The organism is Paraburkholderia sprentiae WSM5005, assembly GCF_001865575.2.
GTDB lineage: Bacteria > Pseudomonadota > Gammaproteobacteria > Burkholderiales > Burkholderiaceae > Paraburkholderia > Paraburkholderia sprentiae.
Window position 1 is genome coordinate 2,591,888 of sequence record NZ_CP017562.2, and the last position, 19,255, is coordinate 2,611,142.

The following is a 19,255-nucleotide window of genomic DNA, read 5'->3' on the forward strand; positions in this document are numbered from 1 at the left end:
ATGTAACTCGGCCCGCGGGTTCGGCGCCCCACCCTGCGCACCGCTCAGCGGTCCAATTTCGCACGCAACTCGCGCGCGGCCTCCAGCAGTCCTTCGTAACCGGAGCGCGCGTGCTCAGGTAGATCGGGATCGCCGACCAGCGCGCCGAGCGTTTCGATCAGACTGTACACAATACCTTTCGCCGCGCCCGACGCAATGCCGCCCGACGACACCTGCTGATCGACGTGACTAAGCGCCGCATCGAGCTGCTCGATCTCGGGACGATCGTCAGCGGGCGGCTTGGGAGAAACGTCTTGCGTCATGATCGAACATCGCTCCAATGAGTGCATCGGTAAAGTTGTTATATACCGATCGTGCGCCGCCGTCTATTCGTGTTCGGCGCGGCAGCGATTCACGTCAAGGTGTCCAGCGATACATCAGGATCTTCGCGCGCGCGTCGTCTTCGACCAGCACCACGTACTCGCCGTTATCGCGCTGCACCGCGCTGATGCCGAGATATACGTCGACCCAGCCGCTCGTGCCGCCGACGCTCGCTCCCGGCGTCATGTAGCCGAGCGCCGTGCCGTTGCGCGCGTCGTAGACGTCGATGCGATCGGTGTACAGCTCCGCGACGAAGATATAGTTGCCCGCCACCGCGACACCGACCGTGGTGGTCTGCGGATCGCTTTGCGTGTTCCACGGCAGCGAGATCGCGTAGACCTGGGTCGGCGTGCCGGTGCTCCAGTTGTCGTAGCGGGCCAGCACCGGACCCGCTTCCTTCCAGTGCGTTGGGTCCCACGGAATCGCGCTGGTGAAACCGGACAGATACATCGTGTCGGTCGACGCGACATAGACGAGCCGCGCGAGCCGCGTAAACGGCGCGGGCATCGCGAACATCTTCGCGCTCGCATACGTGTAGATGGGATTGCCGGTGGAGTCGAGACCTTGCAGCGGCATCTCGCGCACGCCGCTCAATGGCGTGGCGAGCCACACGTTGCCGGTTGCGTCGACCCACCAGAAGCCGTCGCCGACCGTGCTGCCGGTCGACAGATTGCTGCTGATCTCGCTCGCGTCGACGGCGCCATTGCCATTGCTGTCGCGCCACAGCCATTCGCCGTACGTCGGTTGCGCGGCGGGCCATGTGCCCGGCAGCGGATTCTGCGCGAGCATACCCGACGGAATCGCGATCTCACCATGCGCGGCATCGAAGCGATAGACGTTCAGATAGTGCGCGCCCGGATCGAGCGTATAGAGAAAACGCTGACCGTCGAATCTGCGCACCATGGGTTCGCCGCGCACGCCGCGCGGCTCGTGAAACGCGGGGTCGTCGGGGTAATCGAAGCGATCGAGCGTGAACGCCGCATACGACCATTCGTGACCGACCGGCTGCCTGTAATCGAGCGTGAAGCGCTTCGAGCCCGTGTAGATGGAAGCGGGCGTGGCCGGATCGAACGCGCCGCTATCGACGAAGGTCAGGCCGTAGAGCCGCCAGTTGAGCACGCGCGTGCCGTTCACGTAGCTCTCCAGCACCGCGCCTTGTCCGACCGACGCGGAGCCCGGGGCGCGCGGCCCCTCGCCGTTTTGCGCGACGTACAGATTGCCGGCCGCATCGACGCCGATGCCGGTGATGCCGTTAAAGCGCGCATCGCCCGGCACCCCGCGCACCGGATGGAAGATGCCGTTGCGCGTGCCGATCGACGCACCGGCCTGCATCTGGCCGCCCGTGCCGTTGTTGAACACGAGAATCTGCTGCGAAACGCCGTTGTCGGCGACCAGCAGCTGGCCGGCTGGCGTGACCGTGACGTCGGTCGGCACGGTGCCGGCTGGCAGCGCCAACGGACCGGCGAGCGCGGTGCCGTCGGCGCGGTAGTGCAGGATGCTGAGGTTGGCTGTCCCGAAGCCGCTGATGATCCACAACGTCGAGTCGGCGTCGATCGCGATGCGGGCCGGCGACGCGACGCTCCACGAGCGCAGCGGCTGCATCGATTGCGCGTCGTACACGACGATGCGGTTGCCGTAGGTGTCGGCCACATAGAGTTCGCTGTCGGTCGCGGCGAGGCCGCGAATGCTCGCATCGGTGCCGGTCTTCACGGTTTGCACCGCGACGAAGCTGTTCTTCGTCGCGTTCGCGCTATTGCCGATGCCGCCGGAAAACGGCGCGCCGGTCGCGAGATTCGCGAGCGTGCGTCGCGTGATGCCGTACCAGGTGTAATTGGCCGGTGGATAGTCGGCGCCGACCAGCGCATTGTTCTCGTTGCCGATCGACATTGCCGCATACAGGTACGTACGATTGACCGCCACCGCGTCGCCGCCGGCCGCGCCCCAGCCGTGCGTCGAACCGGCGACCGCTAGCTTGTCGCCCGCGCGATAGGCGGCGATTTCGCTGCCGCTTTCGTCCCATGGCGAATTCGTATAGACGGTGCCATCCGCGCCGACGCTAATGGCCTGAATGTCCTGCTGCATCCATTTACCGTCGCCAAATCCGAAACTGTTACCGATCCACGAGGTGGTGTAATTCAACTGGGATTGCGCACAGGCATTCGGCGAAATAAGGCTGTGGATTAACACCACGGCCACGCCAAGGCGAGAGAAAGGCTTCACGGCGGCATTCCATCAGAGTTGGTGTTTTTATCCTCTCACATAAAAATAGCAAATTAATCGATGAAAAATGGCTATTGAATGCCGGCCGATTCAAATCATTCCGTTTGCATTGAATTGCGTTTCGAACGGAAGCTTCCGGTCAAGGAACCGGTAAAAACCAGTTCCCGCAAATCTCACCGGTCAACGATTCAGTCGCTTTTTCTGCTCCTGTAAATCCTCACCTTCGGCGATACGGCGCATCAAATTCGCTCCGCACGGCGACGCACGACAATCCGTCGCGTTAGATCGAACGCCACCAGATTACCGGCCACGACCAGCAACAGACCGACCACCGCGAGCGCCGACCAGCGGTAACCCTCGAACAGCGTCGACGCCGCGAGCGCGACGATCGGAAACAGCACCGTGCAGTAGGCCGCGCGCTCCGGGCCGATGCGGCCGACCAGCATCAGGTAGGCCGTAAAGGCGATCACCGAGCCGAACACCGCGAGATACGCGAGCGCGCCGAGATAGCGCGCCGACGGTTCCAGCGCGAACGAATAGCCGGCGAGCAGACTGCCCACCGTCAGGATGGCCGCGCCGATCAGCATCGCCCAACTGTTGGTCGCGAACGGATGCAGGCCCATCGACTGCATGCGGCTCGACAGCAGGTTGCCGGCCGAGAAGCACAGCGTGCCGAGAAACGCGACGCCAAGCCCGAGCCACGCGGTGTGATCGCCGAGATGCCCGGCCATCTGCTGCACGAACAGACAGACGATGCCGACGAGCCCGAGCGCCGCGCCCGCCATCGCGCTCGGCTGCAGCGGCCGGCCCATGAAGAGCCGCCCGTTGAGCGAGTTCAGCAGCGGCGCGGTCGAGAACACCACCGCGACGAGCCCACTCGGCACGATCTGTTCCGCGTAATAGAAGCACAGGAAATTCAGGCAGAACAGCGCGAGACCCTGCGCGGCCAGATAGCGCCAGGCGTCGCGCGGCGGCCACAGCGGCCGGCGCATGATGCGCAGCAGCGCGAACATCAGCAGCGCGGCGATCCAGAAACGCCACGCAATCGATACCGGCGGCGGCACCGCGCCGAGTTGCCATTTGATCGCAATCCACGTGGTGCCCCAGATCAGCACGGTGGCAGCGTAAAGGAGGAGATTCATGGTCGGGCCTCAGACTGCAATGACGGGCTGCGATGACGACTGCAATGACACGCGGCATCGACGAAAGCCCGACTATGCAACCGCGCCGCCGCCCGCAGTTGTCCAAAATTGCGCACTTTTTCGTGCCGATGCGCAGGCAGATGGGGCGCGCCGTATACTGGCCGCTCCACCATTACCCTACACCGGTAAACCGCCGCCCGCCGCCGTGAACGCTACCCCGTCCGTCCCCGTGATATCCGCCGCCGGCACGCCTTTTGGCTTGCAGTCGGTCTGTCACACGCTCGCCAGTGCGAACGCGCATCTTGACCGTTTCGCGTGGCTCGGCGACGGACTCGCGATCGCACTCTGGACCCGCGACACGAAGGAAGCCGAGACCGTCTACGAGCGGCCCGGCCATCACACGCTGTCGTGCTATCTGGACGGCGGCTATCGCACCGAGCGCCAGAAAATGCCGGGGCACTACGGCGCGCCGTCGCGGCTGTGTGCACTGCCTGGCGATCACGAATCGCGCTGGTGGGTGCGCGGCCACATGCACTTCATGCACCTGTACTTCCTGCCCGAGCACTTCACGCGACGCGCGGTGCAGGAGCTCGACCGCGAGCCGCGCGAACTGACGCTCGCCGACCGCACCTATTTCGAGGACCCGCGCATCGCGAGTCTGTGTCAGTCGCTCGTCAACGAGGCGTGGGAAAGTCCCGATGGCCGGCTGCGCGTCAACGAGACGGCGCACGAAGTGCTGAGCCTGCTATTGCGCGGACAGGCCGTGCGGCGCGCGAACGTGGCGCTGAAGGGCGGGCTCTCGGCCGCGACGCGGCGCCGCCTGCGCGACTATATCGACAGTCATCTCGCGCAGCCGTTGACGCTGGGTGAATTGTCGGGTGTCGCGGCGCTCTCGGAGTTTCATCTTGCACGCATGTTTCGCGAGTCATTCGGGCTGCCGCCCGCCGCGTGGATTGCGCGGCAACGACTCGATCGCGCTCGCACGCTGCTGCGCGCGGCGACGCTGCCGCTCGCGCAGATCGCCGAGCAATGCGGCTATGCGAACGCGAGTCACTTTAGTCACCGGTTTCGCGAGGCTGTCGGGGTGACGCCGAGCAGCTATCGGCAAGCTATCGGGGTTTGAGTTTCGCGCTTGCGTTAGCCGCGCGTCATTGCAGCGCCATCGCCAGCACGCGCGCGACGTGCATCGCCTCGACACCCGCGCCATCGCGGATCTGATGGCGGCAGCTGGTCCCGTCGGCGACCATCACCGTGGTGGCATCGAGCTTGCGCACCGCGGGCAGCAACGACAGCTCGGCCATCGCCTGCGAGCTCGCGTAGTGCTCCGCTTCATAGCCGAAGCTGCCGGCCATGCCGCAGCACGACGATTCGACCGTCGACACCTTCAATTCGGGAATCCACTTGAGCACGGTCTGCACCGGCGTGAACGCGTCGAACGCCTTCTGATGGCAGTGGCCGTGCACGAGCGCCTGCTGCATCGGCAGTGGGTTCAAGGTCAGCCGCAAACGTCCGGCCTGTTGTTCGCGCACGAGGAATTCCTCGAATAGAAACGCGTGCTGCGCGAGGCGCCGCGCTTCGTCGCCGAAACCGTACTGCAGGAATTCGTCGCGCAACGTCAGCAGGCAGGACGGCTCCAGACCCACCACCGGCACGCCACGTTCGACGAACGGTCCGAACAGATCGAGCATGCGCCGCGCTTCGTGCTTCGCTTCATCGACGAGACCGGCCGCGAGAAAGGTGCGGCCGCAACACACCGGACGCTCGCCCGGGCGTGCATTGAAGTGGACCGTGTAGCCCGCCGCTTCGAGCACCCGTTGCGCGGCACGCGCGTTGTCGGGCTCCAGGTGATTGTCGAAGGTGTCGACGAACAGCAGCACTTCTTTCAGCGTGGGCGCTTGCGTCGCGCCACGTGCAGACTTTGCGGACACCGCATCGGCCAGAAACGCCTTCTTGAATCGCGGCAGACTGCGCCCGGTCGCGAACCCGACAGAACGCTTGAACCACGCCGACAGCAGCGGCACGTTGTCCGCGAGCGCCAGCAGTCCCGGCATGCGGCTCGCCGCGCCTGCATAGCGCGGCATGAACGCGACAAGCCTGTCGCGCAGCCGCACGCCATGCGTCTTTGCACGCGCCGCTCGCGCCTCGACCTTGAACTTCGCCATGTCGACGCCGGTCGGGCAATCGCGCTTGCAGCCCTTGCACGATACGCACAGGTCGAGCGCTTCTTTCACGTCATCGCTCGCGAGCCCGCGTTCGCCGAGCTGCCCCGAAATCGCGAGCCGCAACGTGTTGGCCCGCCCGCGCGTCAGATGTTGCTCGTCCTTCGTCACGCGATAGCTTGGGCACATCGTGCCCGCGTCGAACTTTCGACAGTGGCCGTTGTTGTTGCACATCTCGACCGCTTTCGCGAGACCGCCGCTCAGATCGTCGCCGCTGCCTGGCGCGCTTTCCTCGCCCGTCAGCGAGTCGCGCTTCACGTTCCACGCCGACCAGTCGAGCACCGTTTCGATGCGCTGTTCGCGATAGCCCGGCGCAAAGCGGAAATTGCGCGCGTCGTCCATCTTCGGCGGACGCACGATCTTGTCGGGATTGAAGCGATTGTCCGGGTCGAACAGCGTCTTGATCTCGCGGAACGCCTCGTTCAGGCGCGGCCCATATTGCCATGCAACCCATTCGCCACGACACAGACCGTCGCCGTGCTCGCCCGAATAGGCGCCCTTGTACTCGCGCACGAGCGCGGCCGCTTCTTCGGCGATCGCGCGCATCTTCGTGGCGCCGTCGCGGCGCATGTCGAGAATCGGCCGCACGTGCAGCGTGCCGACGCTCGCGTGCGCATACCACGTGCCTTCGGTGCCGTGGCGATGAAACACGTCGGTCAGGCGGCTCGTGTAGTCGGCCAGATGTTCGAGCGGTACCGCGCAATCTTCGATAAAGGACACCGGCTTACCGTCGCCCTTCATGCTCATCATGATGTTGAGCCCGGCCTTGCGCACTTCCCACAGCGCCTTCTGCGCATTCGCGTCCGCCATCTCGACGACCGCGTCGGGCAAGCCCAGTTCGCCCATCAACTCGGTTAGCTGCTTGAGCGACGCGAGCTGCGCGTCGCGATCCTCGCCCGCGAATTCGACGAGCAGAATTGCCTGCGGCTCGCCGACCAGCGCCTTTTCGATCACCGGACGAAACGCGGGATTGCTCAACGCGAGGTCGATCATCGTGCGATCGACGAGTTCGACCGCGACCGGCTTCAATTTGACGATGTGCTGCGTCAGCGCCATCGACTGCCGGAAGCTCGCAAAGTTGACCACGCCAAGCGCCTTATGCGCGGGCAGCGGCGCGAGCTTCAGCGTGATCTGCCGGCTGAACGCGAGCGTGCCTTCCGAGCCGACCAGCAGATGCGCGAGGTTCGCGCAGCCATCGTCGGTATAGGCGCGCGGATTCTGGCAGTCGAACAGATCGATGTTGTAGCCCGCGACGCGGCGCAGCACCTTCGGCACGCGCGCGACGATTTCGTCACGCTCGCGCTGCGCGATTTGCGTGACCCCCGCGACGATCTGCTGCAAGCGCTCGCCTTGCGGCGGCTCGCGCAGCGACGCGAAGCGCGCTTCGCTGCCGTCGGCGAGAATCGCGTCGATCGCGTCGACGTTGTGCACCATGTTGCCGTATTCGATCGAGCGCGAGCCGCACGAGTTATTGCCGGCCATGCCGCCGATCGTGCATTGGGCAGCCGTCGATACATCCACCGGAAACCACAGTCCATGCGGCTTCAGCCAGGCGTTCAGATGATCGAGCACGACGCCGGGCTCGACTGTCACGGTGCGCGCGCTGGCATCGAACGCGACGATGTTGTTGAGCCACTTGCTCGTGTCGATCACGAGCGCTTCGCCGACCGTCTGCCCGCACTGGCTCGTGCCCGCGCCGCGCGCGAGCAGCGGCACTTTCTCGCTGCGGGCGATATCGAGCGCGATGCGTAGATCCTGCTGATCGCGCGGCACAACGACGCCGACCGGCGTGATCTGATAGATCGACGCATCAGTCGCGTAACGGCCCCGGCTGGCGAGATCGAACAGCACGTCGCCGCGCAACGATTTGCGCAGACGCTGTGCGAGCGGGCTGATGGAGCGCGCGGCGGAGGGAACCAGATGGATCGGCTTGACGAGCAAGCCCGCGGTGGGATTCGTCATTTCGTCGGCCTGTGAGGAGCGCGCCTGAACCGCGCGGCTCGAATTGCCTAGTACAGCGTCAGATGAAGCGGCGCGAGTCCTTCGATATGCCCGCTCACGGTGCCCGCCTCGCGCGGAAAAAACATGCCGGTGTACGAACCCGCGGTGATCACCATCTCCGGTGTCACCGCAATGCCGCGCGCGCTCGCGTGATTGACGAGCCAAGTCAACAGCCGCCGCGGATCGCCGGCCGGATTCGCGGGCGTCGTTTCGACGACGTCGCGCCCGTTGAACTCGAAACGCAGCGATGGCGCGACGAACGGGAAGTCCTCGCGATACCGCGTGAATTCGCCGACGATCAGCGCGCCGTGATTCTGCAGGTCCGCGAGCTGCGCGAGTTTGTCGATGGCGGGCCACGCGGCATAGCGGCTCGCGACAATCTCGATGGTCGCGCCGATCGAGCCGATACCCGCGAGCACTTCGTCCTCGTCGTAAAGCGTCGCCGACGGCTCGAAACGCCGGCCGAAACGGAACGCGACTTCGAGTTCGAGCCCGAGAGGCGCGAAGCCTTCAAGCGACAGACGCGCACCGTCCGCAAGCAGATCGGTATGGGGCAATGGCGCGCCTTGAATCGGTCCGCTCGCCGATTTTGCGCCGATCTTCCAGCCACCGATTCGCGCGCCGCACGCGCTCAGAATCTCGTGCTGGATGGCGTAAGCCGCGTCGGCATCGGCAGGAAGCTGTTGCGGCGGCAAGCTAGCAAGCGTAGTACGAGCGCGACGCGCATCGGCAAGAATCTGGCTCAGTGATGGCGTCATGTTTTACATGCCCATGCTGGTGGACACATGCGCCTTGTCCGACGCGCCCAGTTCGAAGCGGCTCTCCGGTTGCATGCGGAACGCGAGCACGACACCGACGCCCATCAGCAACATGCTGCCGACGAACGGCAGATCCCAGTTGCCGAAGTAGTCGATCAGAAAACCGCCCATCACCGGTGAGATGATCGCGGCGAGCGCCGACCCCGTGTTCATCATGCCGCTCGCGGTGCCGGCGAAGTCCGGCGCGATATCCATCGGGATCGCCCACATCGGACCGATCGTCATCTCGGCGAAGAAGAAGCCCGACGCGAGACACGCGATGGACAGCGTCAGGTCGTGCGTGAACATCAGCGGAATCAGCGACAGCAGGCAGAACAGCATGCACACCGACACCATCCAGCTGCGCGCGCGTTTGAGGCTGCCGGTGCGCTTGAAGATCGCATCGGTGACGATACCGCCCAGCGTGTCGCCGACCACGCCGGCGAAGAACACGACCGACGCGAAGATCGCCGACTTCTTCAATTCCAGATGTTGGTTATGCAGGAAGTACAGCGGAATCCAGCTCAGGAACAGCCACAGCGTCCAGCCGTAGCAGAAGTAGACGATCGTAACGGGCGTCATGCGGCGAAACAGCTTGCCCCACGGCAGGCCGGCGGTTTTCGGCTTCGGCGCGGGCAGCACGGCGAGTTCGTCGGGCGTGATGCGCGGATGATCTTTCGGATGCTCGGTGAACGTGACCGCCCACATGACCACCCACACCAGACTCAGCCCGCCGCAGATAAAGAACGATTCGCGCCAGCCCCAGTTGGTCATCACGAGTACGATCAGTGCCGGCGCGACCGCATTGCCGACTCGCGACGCCGCGTGTGTGATGCCCTGCGCGAAGCCGCGCTTTTCTTTGGCGACCCAGCGCGACATCGCCGACGTTGCAGCCGGGAACGTCGCGCCTTCACCGAAACCGAGCACGACCCGCGCGGCCAGCAACGAAGCGAGTCCGCCCGCAAACCCTGTGAGCACCGTCGCGAGACCCCAGATCGCGCCGCAGAACAGCAGCGTGCGTCGCGCGCCGAAGCGATCGCTGACCCAGCCGCCGATCACCTGAAACAGCAGATACGGATACGCGAAGGCCGAGAACACGAGCCCGACCTGCGTATGCGTGAGATTGAATTCCTTGCCGAAACCCGCGGCCGCGGTGCTGACGTTCACGCGATCGAGGTAGGTGATGAAGTACATGATGCAGAGCATCACTAGAACGATACTGGTCGCACTGGTCAAACGAAACCGCTTCATCGTCTCTCTCCATGGCATGTGTCGACGGCGCGCCTGAAGTGGCGCGCTGCGTCCGTCGCCCGTCGGCGGCGAGAGCCGCTATGGACGCCTTGCATGTTGTTCTGGCCGCGTTCTGCGCGCGGCTCGATGAGGGAAGCGCTCCCTGCGGCCCGACAATCAAGCCGCGGCCTTTAACCCCGGCGTCTTCGGTGCCTCGCTCAGCCACTCCATCGCGGCCGGCATGCCGCTCTGCTCAAGCGGCACGCCAGCAAGCCGCAGACCCATTTCGCAGCCGGCCAGTGTCGCGAGCAGCATCAGATCGTTGCAATCGCCGAGATGGCCGATGCGGAACATGCGGCCTTTCATCTTGCCGAGGCCCGTGCCGAGCGACATGTCGAAGCGTTCGTAGATCAGCTTGCGCACCGCGTCCGCATCGACACCGTCGGGCGTCATCACGCCCGTAAGCACCGGGCTATAGACGGCGGGATCGGCGCACTGGATGTCGAGCCCCCACGCGCGCACCGCGCGGCGCGTCGCTTCCGCGAGCCGCTCGTGACGCGCGAACACGTTGTCGAGCCCTTCGCCGAGAATCATCTCGATCGCTTCGTGCAGTCCGTACAGCAGGTTCGTGTTCGGCGTGTACGGCCAGTAGCCGGACTTGTTCATCTCGACGATTTCCGCCCAGTCCCAGAAGCTGCGCGGCAGCTTCGCGTGCTGGTTCGCGGCCATCGCCTTTGGCGAGATCGCGTTGAAGCTGATGCCCGGCGGCAGCATCAAGCCCTTTTGCGAGCCCGACACGGTCACGTCGACGCCCCATTCGTCATGACGATAATCAGCGCACGCGAGCCCGGAGATCGTATCGACGAGCAGCAGCGCCGGATGGCCCGCGGCGTCGATCGCGCGACGCACGGCGGCGATGTCGGACGTGACGCCGGTCGAGGTTTCGTTGTGCACGACGCAGACCGCCTTGATCGCATGCTGCGTGTCGGCGCGCAGACGCTCTTCGATCATCTGCGGCTGCACGCCGCGCCGCCAGCCTTCTATGCCGGGCAGCCCAAGGAATTCGGGTTTCAGGCCGAGCTTCTCGGCCATCTTTTGCCACAGCGTCGCGAAGTGGCCGGTCTCGAACATCAGCACCTGATCGCCGGGGCTGAGCGTATTCGACAACGCGGCTTCCCATGCGCCCGTGCCGGACGCCGGATAGATCACGACCGGCTGCTGCGTCTTGAAGATCTTCTTGATGCCGTCGAGCACGTTCAGACCGAGTTCGCCGAACTCGGGGCCGCGATGGTCGATGGTCGGATAGCTCATCGCGCGGAGGATGCGATCGGGCACTGGACTCGGCCCCGGAATCTGCAGGAAGTGACGGCCGGCGGGATGAAAATCTAGCTTGAGCATCGGGCTCCTCCGATTGAATTTTGCATGCAAAAAACTATATCAGAGGAACGGTGACGCGCCCAAGTCAAAAATGGGCGGCGTGGGCCCGTGTTTACCCGCGTAGATGCGCAGCGATTAACTAATCGATGCGTTTCCGATAAAATCCGACTCACTACAGCTGAGGATTTTTGTATGCAAAATTCGGATGTCGACGCGGGTGTAAGCGCTGCCCCGCTGATGCCGAAGGTCGAGCGTCAGCGCCTGCACGATACGGTGGTGGAGCACATTCGCCGCTTTATCGTCGAGGGGACGCTGGAGCCCGGCAAAAAACTGAATGAGCGCGAGTTGTGCGAAACGCTCGGCATTTCGCGCACGCCGCTGCGCGAGGCGCTGAAGGTGCTGGCGGCCGAAGGTCTGATCGAGATTTCGCCGAACCGGGGCGCATCGGTGTCGAAAATGTCGGAGGCGGAAGTGCGCGAAACCTTCGAATTGATGAGCGGCCTCGAAGCGTTTTCGGGCGAACTCGCGGCTGAGCGCATCACCGCGTCCGAACTCGCCGAGATCAAGGCACTGCATTACGCGATGCTCGCATGCCGCGCGCAGAACGATCTGCCGGGCTACTACAGCCGCAACCAGGCGATCCACGACAAGATCAACGAAGCGGCGAGAAATTCGGCGCTGCGGCAGACGTATGTGTCGATCAACCGGCGGCTGCAGGCGCTGCGGTTTCGCTCGAACTATCAGACGCCGAAGTGGGACCGCGCGATTCACGATCACGATGAAATGCTGAAGGCGCTCGAGGCTCGCGACGGCAAGAAGCTCAGCGCGATTTTGCGGCAGCATCTGCTCGATAAGCGGGATGCGGTTTTGCAGTTGCAGGTGCAGAAGGACGTGGTGACTTCGGCCTCCGGGTTGAAGGCGTGATGCGGACGATTCACGCGGCGTCGGCCGCCGCGCCACTGCGCCAGCAAGCAAAACTTGTCCACCTAAATTGTTGGCAAGCCTGTGGACAACCTCCGCACAGCGAGCTTAAGTGCCTGAAGCGTGAGCACTATCCGCGCTCGGTGCACGCGTAGGCAGTGCGCGTCGCTATGGGGTCCGTGCTACTGGCTAGCTGACTTCGCAAGGATGCCGTCTCACCCGCACCGACCTATGCGTGCAGTTGTCCACATAATTTGGGAACAAGCTTGTGGACAACCTGCGCACAGGCGCGCCAAGTGTTTGATGCGGCACGCCTATCGTTCGAGGATGCGCGAGCGCGCAGCGGCGCGGCTAGTCATGTGATCCACGCCAACATCGACAGCACGGCTCGCGCGTTGCGCCCGCGAATGCCGGATATCATCCGGCTGCGGCCGCACCGTCAACGACATCTATTACTCGACCAGCAGTGGAAGCCTTTGCTGTGCCCCGTTGCGCTCCTGTTCAAGAAGCTCCTTCACGAACGGCATCATGATGCGGGCGACCTCCTGCATCACGGGAACCACGACGCTGTTGCCGAACTGGCGATAAGCTTGAGTGTCGCTGACAGGAATTTGGAAGTCGTCCGGAAATCCCATCAGGCGCGCACACTCACGCGGTGTAAGCCGTCGAGGACGCTCGCCTTTGCCCTGTGACAGCAGAATCTCCGAACCGTCCTTGTAATAGCGAGCGGACAAGGTGCGGGTGACGCTGTCGGGCGTCACCAGCCCGAAACCGAAGCCATTTCCCGCCGCGCGATGCTTTTCGGCGTAGGCCTGCAGATACGCCCATAGCTTCGGGGTAAGCGTGTATTTGGACTGTACCTTGCCTGCGGCGTGATCGAAGAAACGGTCGCCATCGTGTGTAAGCAGAGGTTCAGTACGATCAGTTTTGTGCAGGATCGACGCAAGGCGCGGCCCTTCAGCCGGAAGCCTCAAGTCATCGAAGGTGAAGTCCGCTTTCTCCCTGAAGCCAACGATCGCGATGCGCTCCCGATGCTGCGGCGTGAAATGCTGCCCGTCAATGACCTTGAACTTGACGTCGTACTTAAGTTCGTCGCGCAACACTGCCAAGATCGTCTTCAAGGTGTTGCCCCGGTCATGCGAGGCGAGGTTCTTCACGTTCTCCAGCAGGAACGCTGCGGGTCGCTTCGCTTCGATGATGCGAGCAACGTCATAAAACAGGGTGCCTTGGGTCGTACATTCGAAGCCGTGCGGACGGCCGAGCGAGTTCTTTTTGCTCACGCCGGCAATGCTAAACGGCTGACAGGGAAATCCGGCAAGGAGCACATCGTGCGCCGGGACGGCTCGCTCAGAAAAAGAAACGATGTCACCGATGAACTGATGGCGCTCGTCGTTATCACCGTAATTCTGCTGATACGTCTTTTTCGAGAATTCGTTCCATTCACTCGTGAAGACGCATTGTCCACCGAACGCTTCGAAGCCCCGCCGTATACCGCCGATGCCCGCGAAAAGGTCGATGAACCGGAATGCCGGTTCGTGCTCGATCCCGGCTTTCCGATTCTTTGCCTCCAGCATCTCGCGTAACGCGGCCTTTGCGATAACCGGACAGCGAGCCTTGTCCGCCTCCCACCGGCGGATTGTCCGCACGTTTTTTCCGATCCGCTCAGCAATTTCGCCTTGTGTGTATAGCTTCAGTGCCTGTGTGAGCAGGTCATGCGAATCCGCCGTTGTCATGTTGCTTTTTCTCGCTGGGTATTTTGACGGACATTCTGGCCGGCAGCCTTCCGCTAGTCCAGCCTTTTATGACGAGAACGGGTATCGCTCGGCACACCGCCAGACCGAAGCAACGTATTTCCGTCGAGGCTGAGCGGCAGGGCGTGTCGCAACGCGCGACAGGGTCGTCGAGAATCGCCAATCACGGAGACAAACGCAGAGCGAGGTGACGATTTTCGGGAGCGCAGACACGTGCGAAGGTGGCGGTGCTCAGTCGCGCCGCTCAAGGTTTGCGTGAGTCTGAGCATCGTCAGTGGGCCTCCAGGAATGCGGCGATAAGGTTGGCGATTTCCTGGGGCGCGTCCTCAAGGCTGTAATGGCCGACTCCCGTGAGCCGGTGGATCGACGCCTGGGGAAACAGTTCGCTGAACAGTGGCAAGAAATGCTCTGCGGCCAGCGTTCGGTCGGCATCGCCCCAAATTGCAAGCGCCGGCCTCGACCGGATAGCGGCGAGCGCAGCAGCGTCAGGAACTTCGAAGCGATGCGCGCCGATCGCGAAACCTTTGGCCCAGCCAATCGCTCCGGCGCTGTCGGCCGGTACGGCGAAACGTGAACCGTAGGCACGCAACCACGTATCGTTGATGCGCGCATGGTTTTCGAATCCGTTGAGCTTGAGAGTACTTAGGATATTGAAGCCAAGTTCGCCAAGCACGGGCTCGAGGCGGCCTTGCGACTCTGCGCGAACGATCCACTGGAACCATGGGGACACTGCGGCATTCGCGTTCAATCTCTCGAATAACGTTCGCTGACCAAATGGAGTCGGGCCATTCGTGCTTACGATTCGCCGAATGCGGTCGGGATGTCGCGCCGCGAGTCCCATGCCGACGGGGCCGCCGAAGTCGTGCATGACAAGAGTGATGTCGTTCAAGTCAAGCTCAAGCACGAATCGTTCGATGTTGTCGACGTGATCCTGCAACCAGTAGGTGCGGTGTACCGGGGTCTCGCTCTTGCCGAATCCCATGTGGTCGGGCGCCACCACACGGTAGCTACCGGACAGTGCCGCGATCAAACCGCGGAACAGATAGCTCCAGGTGGGTTCCCCATGAAGACACAGGATCACCTCTCCACAAGTGGGCCCTTCATCGACATAGTGCATGCGAAAACCGGCAGCGTCGTTAAAGCGCGGTGCAAACGGAAACGTTCCGTCAAACGTGTCATTGGATGGCGTCATAAACAAGTTCCCTCGCAAATGGAGCGGCGAGTAACGTCGCCGGTCGAACAAGGCTAAACTCTGACAGCGTTGTCAAGGTCAAGCGTATCGTTTGGGAGATGTCATGCGTATCGGAGAACTGGCTGGCCGAGTCGGCGTTAGTGAGCGGATGCTGCGCTACTACGAACACGAAGGTTTGCTCAAACCGAAGAGGACCGATTCAGGCTACCGCGATTACGGTCCTGAAGAGCTGGATGCGGCACACCGCATCCGCGTGCTCAGCGCGGCAGGATTGAAGATAAGCAGCATCCGCCTGTTGCTACCCTGCGTGCTCGGTGCGAAGCCAGTTTTCCATCCGTGCGCCGAAGCACGTTCAGCGTTGCGGCGTGAAGTCGAAAAGCTCGACGGCAAACTGCACGACCTCGAAGAGAGCAGACGAGCTCTCGCGAGTCTGCTTCATGCGATCGACACAAACGAAACGTTGCACCTTGACCATCGGGAAAAGCGCGGAGAGGGGCAGCGAGAACGGCGTCCGCGCTAGGCGATACTTGCGTCACAGTCTCGGGCTGAACTATCGGCAGGTACGGCTAGCAAAGTCGAAGCCAAAGGCGGCGGCTTTCGCCCGCTGAGCCGACGTTCGATCGAGCGACGCCAAGGGCGGTTCAGGGTCGCCTGCTGTCGATCGCAGCCTTGCGAGGTTCAGGCGGTGTATGCATGCGGCACGAGGCAGCGCGCGGCCAACAAGGGATGTTCGACCGGGCCGTTCAGATCGGCGACAATGGCTTTGTTATTGCGCCGTGATCCAATTCGAGTCAGGGAGCAGTTCGATGTCAAATTCCTGGAAAGGACGCTGCCTGTGCGGCAGCGTGCAATATCAGGCTGCCGGCGCCTCGCTGGCGCAGCTCATTTGTCATTGCCGGGATTGCCAGCGCGCATCGGGATCAGCGGGCTTGCCAGTCGTTGTCGTGCGTGCTTCGGAATTCTCGTTCGAAGGAGAAGTCAGGTCTCATACGATAACCGGCGGCAGCGGGATGCCTACAACGCGAAGTTTCTGTGCGCATTGCGGTAGCCTGCTCTTTGGCACACCGCATCACGCACCGGAAATCGTGACGATCTATGCCGGAACACTCGATGAACCTTCGCAATTCCGGGCCGAATTCGCTCAGTTCACTTCGGAACGATATCAGCTAGACGCCCGGGAACCTGGAATCGCTCAACACTCCGGAAGAGCGCCCTGAGACTACGCGCCTCGAGGACAATCAAAGATGCCGCGTTTCCAGAGGCGGATTGGCTCAGTCATTCGCCAGACCATTGGCGTAGGAGATCGGTGCATTCAAGGCGTCGCTCAAGTCGAAGTCGTCGATGCACATAGTGTTCACGTTGATGTACGGGTCGCCCGTTCCATTTGGCATATCGACGCGGTCAAACACGTGGACGCCGCACTGTTTGCAAAACGGATGATGGGCTACCGGTTTTTCCCTTCGTATTGCGTGAGTGTGCTTTCGCCGGAAAGTAAAACGGATTTTTCCGGGCCAACCTGGACGAGCCAGAGCCGCAGTTTGCCGCAGAAGCTACAGTCGCATTTTCCTGTGCCCTCGCTGAAATCGATGTGGGCTTCAAACCTCACTGACTCGCAATGACAACTACCACGGTATGTCCGCTGCATGGGGCGCTCGCGATCGGTTTGACGACAGCTGCTGGATTATGTGATGGATCGGAGAGCTCGGTCCGCGCGGCCCATCAAGGCGCAAATCATGCATAACGTCTGCTTCCGGAAATTCTGACTGGCCGTAACGGGTCGATTATGCCCGTTGCATGAAGTGTGGCCCCGGGGCGAACAACGTCGACCGGCGCGTGGGACTGTGTGCGGCCAAGACCGGTCAGTCGACAGCGGGGCGAAGATCGTCGACAATTTCATGCCGCGAATCAACCGAAGGAATTGGCGATGACAATTTTTGGGACGTTGAAGAGCATTCCCGAACTCGCGAGTCTACCCGCAAGCAATCGACGCATAAATTGGCGACGTGCCTATCGCTGCACATGGCGGCATTGGCAGACATGGGCCGGTGTTCTAGCCTGCGTCATGTGCACCGGATTGGGTTTGGCACTCGGTGCGTTTGCGGGCCATCGGATCGTCGGAGGAATGATCGGTGCAGGCGTTGGCGGGTTCGTGTTTGGACAAACGACAGTGCGTATCGCACGATCACTTACAAAAAGCATACTACTAGGGCGCGGCGGTTGACCGGCAAGGCTATCGGTTCCATCCCGAAGACTCGGTCCGGGCCAGTTCGGTCATTCGACTTCCTCAGGAAAGTCGTCGGCGATTAGAAGGGCGTATCGAAAGCTGAATGCACGATATCAAATGGGGGCGATAGATCCGGACATCATTTGCTATGGCTACAAACGAATCTGCCGCCTTTGCCGTTACAAAAATTCACGCCTTGCCAGTGGAATTGATAAAGCCCAAACATCACTAGCAGGACGCTCAAGGCCAATAGAAGCAAAAGTCCCCTGTTCATGCGGTTCTCCAAAAAGACGCGTTTGGCATTTTAGCTCGCAGTGGGCGTTCGCTCTGGAGAACTGCGAAGTTCCGTTCAGGGTCGGTTTATGCCAGTTGCATATCGTGCGCCCCCGAGCTGTTCTTCCCGCTGTTGCGTAAGGCGATGTCGGCCAATTTGGGACATTCGGCACGCCCCCTAGATTGTTGACAATCGGAAGGCCGTCATTGACTGCGTCGTTTTCGTTGGGCAATATGCTTTTATGAACCGCACTGCTCTCAACTTCATGATGTGCACCATGACCGCCGACGGCGAGCCGTGGGAGTCGTGACGTTCCAAGATCACATGTAGACTTTCTCAACGGCCCCGCCAGTCATGACGGGGCCGCGTCTTTTCATTCGCTCCGAATTGCATTGGCGCAAATAGGAGTGAATGCATGCATTATAAAAAGCGCAATCCCGTTTCTCGGAATCTTTCGGACGTGGCGACTTGGCCCATCGAGTCGAGGAGCGCGCCATGTTGACCATACGAAAAGCGACCTGCGAAGACGTGTTCGACGCGTGGCATATTCGTAAAACATCGGTGCATGCCGCATGCGCCGATCACTATCCCGCAGCGACTCTCTCGGCATGGGTCAACGGCACGCCGACCGAAAAATGGGCCAGCGTCGTTGAACGTGACTTCTACGTTGCCACGGATGAGGAACTAGTCATTGGTACAGGAATGCTCACGGCGGCAAATGGCCAAGTCGACGCTATCTTTGTGCGGCCCTCTCACATGGGGCGTGGCATTGGGCGTGAGATGCTGCAATTTCTCGAATCGTTGGCCGGCGATCACGGCGTTACCACGATGCACCTCGATGCAACGCTGAACGCGGCACCTTTCTATCGTCGCTGCGGTTGGTCGGGCGATTCGGTTTCGACGTACCGCACCGCGCGTGGACTGGAATTGGCTTGCGTGCCGATGACGAAGCGTCTCGCCGTCCCGGTGTAGGTTGCCCCCGGGCCGACGACTGCTACTCGTGTCGGGCAGCGGTAGGCTAGGAACGGTCATTCGACAAGGCCGCATAAATTGTCGACAGTTTTGGTTCGACGTATCCTCGCAAATCAGTTGTTCGAAAACCCCAAACCAACGACCTATCTAACCATTCGATGCAAGCAAAGCTCCGAATCGCCAGACCTGTCAGCGACATTTCCCGATCTGAAAGCATGTATTGCGCGGCCCTCGACCTGGTCGTGCTGGCACGATTCCAAGATCATCAGGGGTTCGATGGGGTCATGGTCGGACGTTCCGGGATGGACTATCACTTCGAGTTCACGCAATGCCGCGAACACCCGGTAGCGGCCTCACCGACGCATGAGGATTTGCTGGTGTTTTATGCTCCGGACCGAGAAGAGTGGGAGTTGGCATGCGACCGGCTTGTCGACAACGGCTTCGTTCGCGTCACGTCGTTCAACCCTTATTGGGACGTGTCGGGCCAAACGTTCGCAGACCCCGATGGATATCGAGTCGTCATGCAAAACGCGGTGTGGTCCTCGTAATGCACCGTAGTGCAACCGGATGCCGGC

Annotated in this window: 16 protein-coding genes; 7 read left to right on the forward strand and 9 right to left on the reverse strand. The window is 62.0% G+C overall.

The genetic code is table 11. From position 1 onward, the window contains the following. Positions 1-44: 44 nt before the first annotated feature. The 3 genes from BJG93_RS28480 to BJG93_RS28490 form a co-directional block, all read right to left on the reverse strand. Positions 45-302, reverse strand: a complete 258-nt coding sequence (locus BJG93_RS28480; protein WP_027195398.1) for a hypothetical protein — start codon at positions 300-302, stop codon at positions 45-47. 94 nt (positions 303-396) lie between these two features. Then, the gene (locus BJG93_RS28485) at positions 397-2,580 is read right to left on the reverse strand and encodes an NHL repeat-containing protein (RefSeq protein ID WP_027195399.1); all 2,184 of its coding nucleotides are present in this window, start codon (positions 2,578-2,580) and stop codon (positions 397-399) included. Positions 2,581-2,819: 239 nt separating this feature from the next. Continuing rightward, a complete protein-coding gene (locus BJG93_RS28490) occupies positions 2,820-3,722 on the reverse strand; it encodes a DMT family transporter (RefSeq protein WP_027195400.1) in 903 nt (300 codons plus the stop codon). A 205-nt stretch (positions 3,723-3,927) separates the two neighbouring features. Here BJG93_RS28490 and BJG93_RS28495 point away from each other — a divergent pair, with 205 nt between their 5' ends. After that, a complete protein-coding gene (locus tag BJG93_RS28495; protein ID WP_051374257.1) occupies positions 3,928-4,845 on the forward strand; it encodes a helix-turn-helix domain-containing protein in 918 nt (305 codons plus the stop codon). Positions 4,846-4,870: 25 nt separating this feature from the next. On the opposite strand, the gene BJG93_RS28500 is transcribed toward BJG93_RS28495, so the two are convergent. The 4 genes from BJG93_RS28500 to BJG93_RS28515 all read right to left on the reverse strand — a co-directional run bounded on the left by BJG93_RS28500 (position 4,871) and on the right by BJG93_RS28515 (position 11,367). After that, positions 4,871-7,903, reverse strand: a complete 3,033-nt coding sequence (locus BJG93_RS28500) for an FAD-binding and (Fe-S)-binding domain-containing protein (RefSeq protein ID WP_027195402.1) — start codon at positions 7,901-7,903, stop codon at positions 4,871-4,873. 47 nt (positions 7,904-7,950) lie between these two features. Further along, positions 7,951-8,700 carry a 2-keto-4-pentenoate hydratase gene (locus tag BJG93_RS28505; RefSeq protein ID WP_027195403.1) on the reverse strand — a complete coding sequence of 250 codons (750 nt, stop codon included), beginning with the start codon at positions 8,698-8,700 and terminating at the stop codon, positions 7,951-7,953. Between the two features lie 3 nt (positions 8,701-8,703). Continuing rightward, positions 8,704-9,990: an MFS transporter gene (locus tag BJG93_RS28510; RefSeq protein ID WP_027195404.1), complete on the reverse strand. Its 1,287-nt coding sequence runs from the start codon at positions 9,988-9,990 to the stop codon at positions 8,704-8,706. A 156-nt stretch (positions 9,991-10,146) separates the two neighbouring features. Further along, positions 10,147-11,367, reverse strand: coding sequence for a pyridoxal-phosphate-dependent aminotransferase family protein (locus BJG93_RS28515; protein ID WP_027195405.1), 1,221 nt, complete (start codon positions 11,365-11,367; stop codon positions 10,147-10,149). A 171-nt stretch (positions 11,368-11,538) separates the two neighbouring features. Between BJG93_RS28515 and BJG93_RS28520 the strand changes: the two genes are divergently transcribed. Beyond that, complete coding sequence (locus tag BJG93_RS28520; RefSeq protein ID WP_027195406.1) at positions 11,539-12,270, forward strand: GntR family transcriptional regulator; 732 nt, start codon at positions 11,539-11,541, stop codon at positions 12,268-12,270. A gap of 449 nt (positions 12,271-12,719) precedes the next feature. Here the strand turns inward: BJG93_RS28520 and dcm are convergent, their stop codons facing one another. Together dcm and BJG93_RS28530 are read right to left on the reverse strand one after the other, a co-directional pair. Beyond that, positions 12,720-14,000 carry a DNA (cytosine-5-)-methyltransferase gene (dcm, locus tag BJG93_RS28525; RefSeq protein ID WP_027195407.1) on the reverse strand — a complete coding sequence of 427 codons (1,281 nt, stop codon included), beginning with the start codon at positions 13,998-14,000 and terminating at the stop codon, positions 12,720-12,722. A 289-nt stretch (positions 14,001-14,289) separates the two neighbouring features. Then, entirely contained in the window at positions 14,290-15,210 is a 921-nt protein-coding gene (locus tag BJG93_RS28530) for an alpha/beta fold hydrolase (protein ID WP_027195408.1), read from the reverse strand. Positions 15,211-15,313: 103 nt separating this feature from the next. On the opposite strand from BJG93_RS28530, the gene BJG93_RS28535 reads away from it, so the two are divergent. The 5 genes from BJG93_RS28535 (at position 15,314) to BJG93_RS28555 (ending at position 19,228) form a co-directional block, all read left to right on the forward strand. Next, entirely contained in the window at positions 15,314-15,730 is a 417-nt protein-coding gene (locus tag BJG93_RS28535; protein WP_051374258.1) for a MerR family transcriptional regulator, read from the forward strand. 286 nt (positions 15,731-16,016) lie between these two features. Then, positions 16,017-16,427, forward strand: a complete 411-nt coding sequence (locus BJG93_RS28540) for a GFA family protein (protein WP_082194523.1) — start codon at positions 16,017-16,019, stop codon at positions 16,425-16,427. Positions 16,428-16,454: 27 nt separating this feature from the next. Next, positions 16,455-16,829 carry a hypothetical protein gene (locus BJG93_RS28545; RefSeq protein WP_154671736.1) on the forward strand — a complete coding sequence of 125 codons (375 nt, stop codon included), beginning with the start codon at positions 16,455-16,457 and terminating at the stop codon, positions 16,827-16,829. A gap of 1,374 nt (positions 16,830-18,203) precedes the next feature. Next, the gene (locus tag BJG93_RS28550) at positions 18,204-18,680 is read left to right on the forward strand and encodes a GNAT family N-acetyltransferase (protein WP_027195409.1); all 477 of its coding nucleotides are present in this window, start codon (positions 18,204-18,206) and stop codon (positions 18,678-18,680) included. Positions 18,681-18,838: 158 nt separating this feature from the next. Continuing rightward, entirely contained in the window at positions 18,839-19,228 is a 390-nt protein-coding gene (locus BJG93_RS28555) for a VOC family protein (RefSeq protein WP_027195410.1), read from the forward strand. Positions 19,229-19,255: the final 27 nt, after the last annotated feature.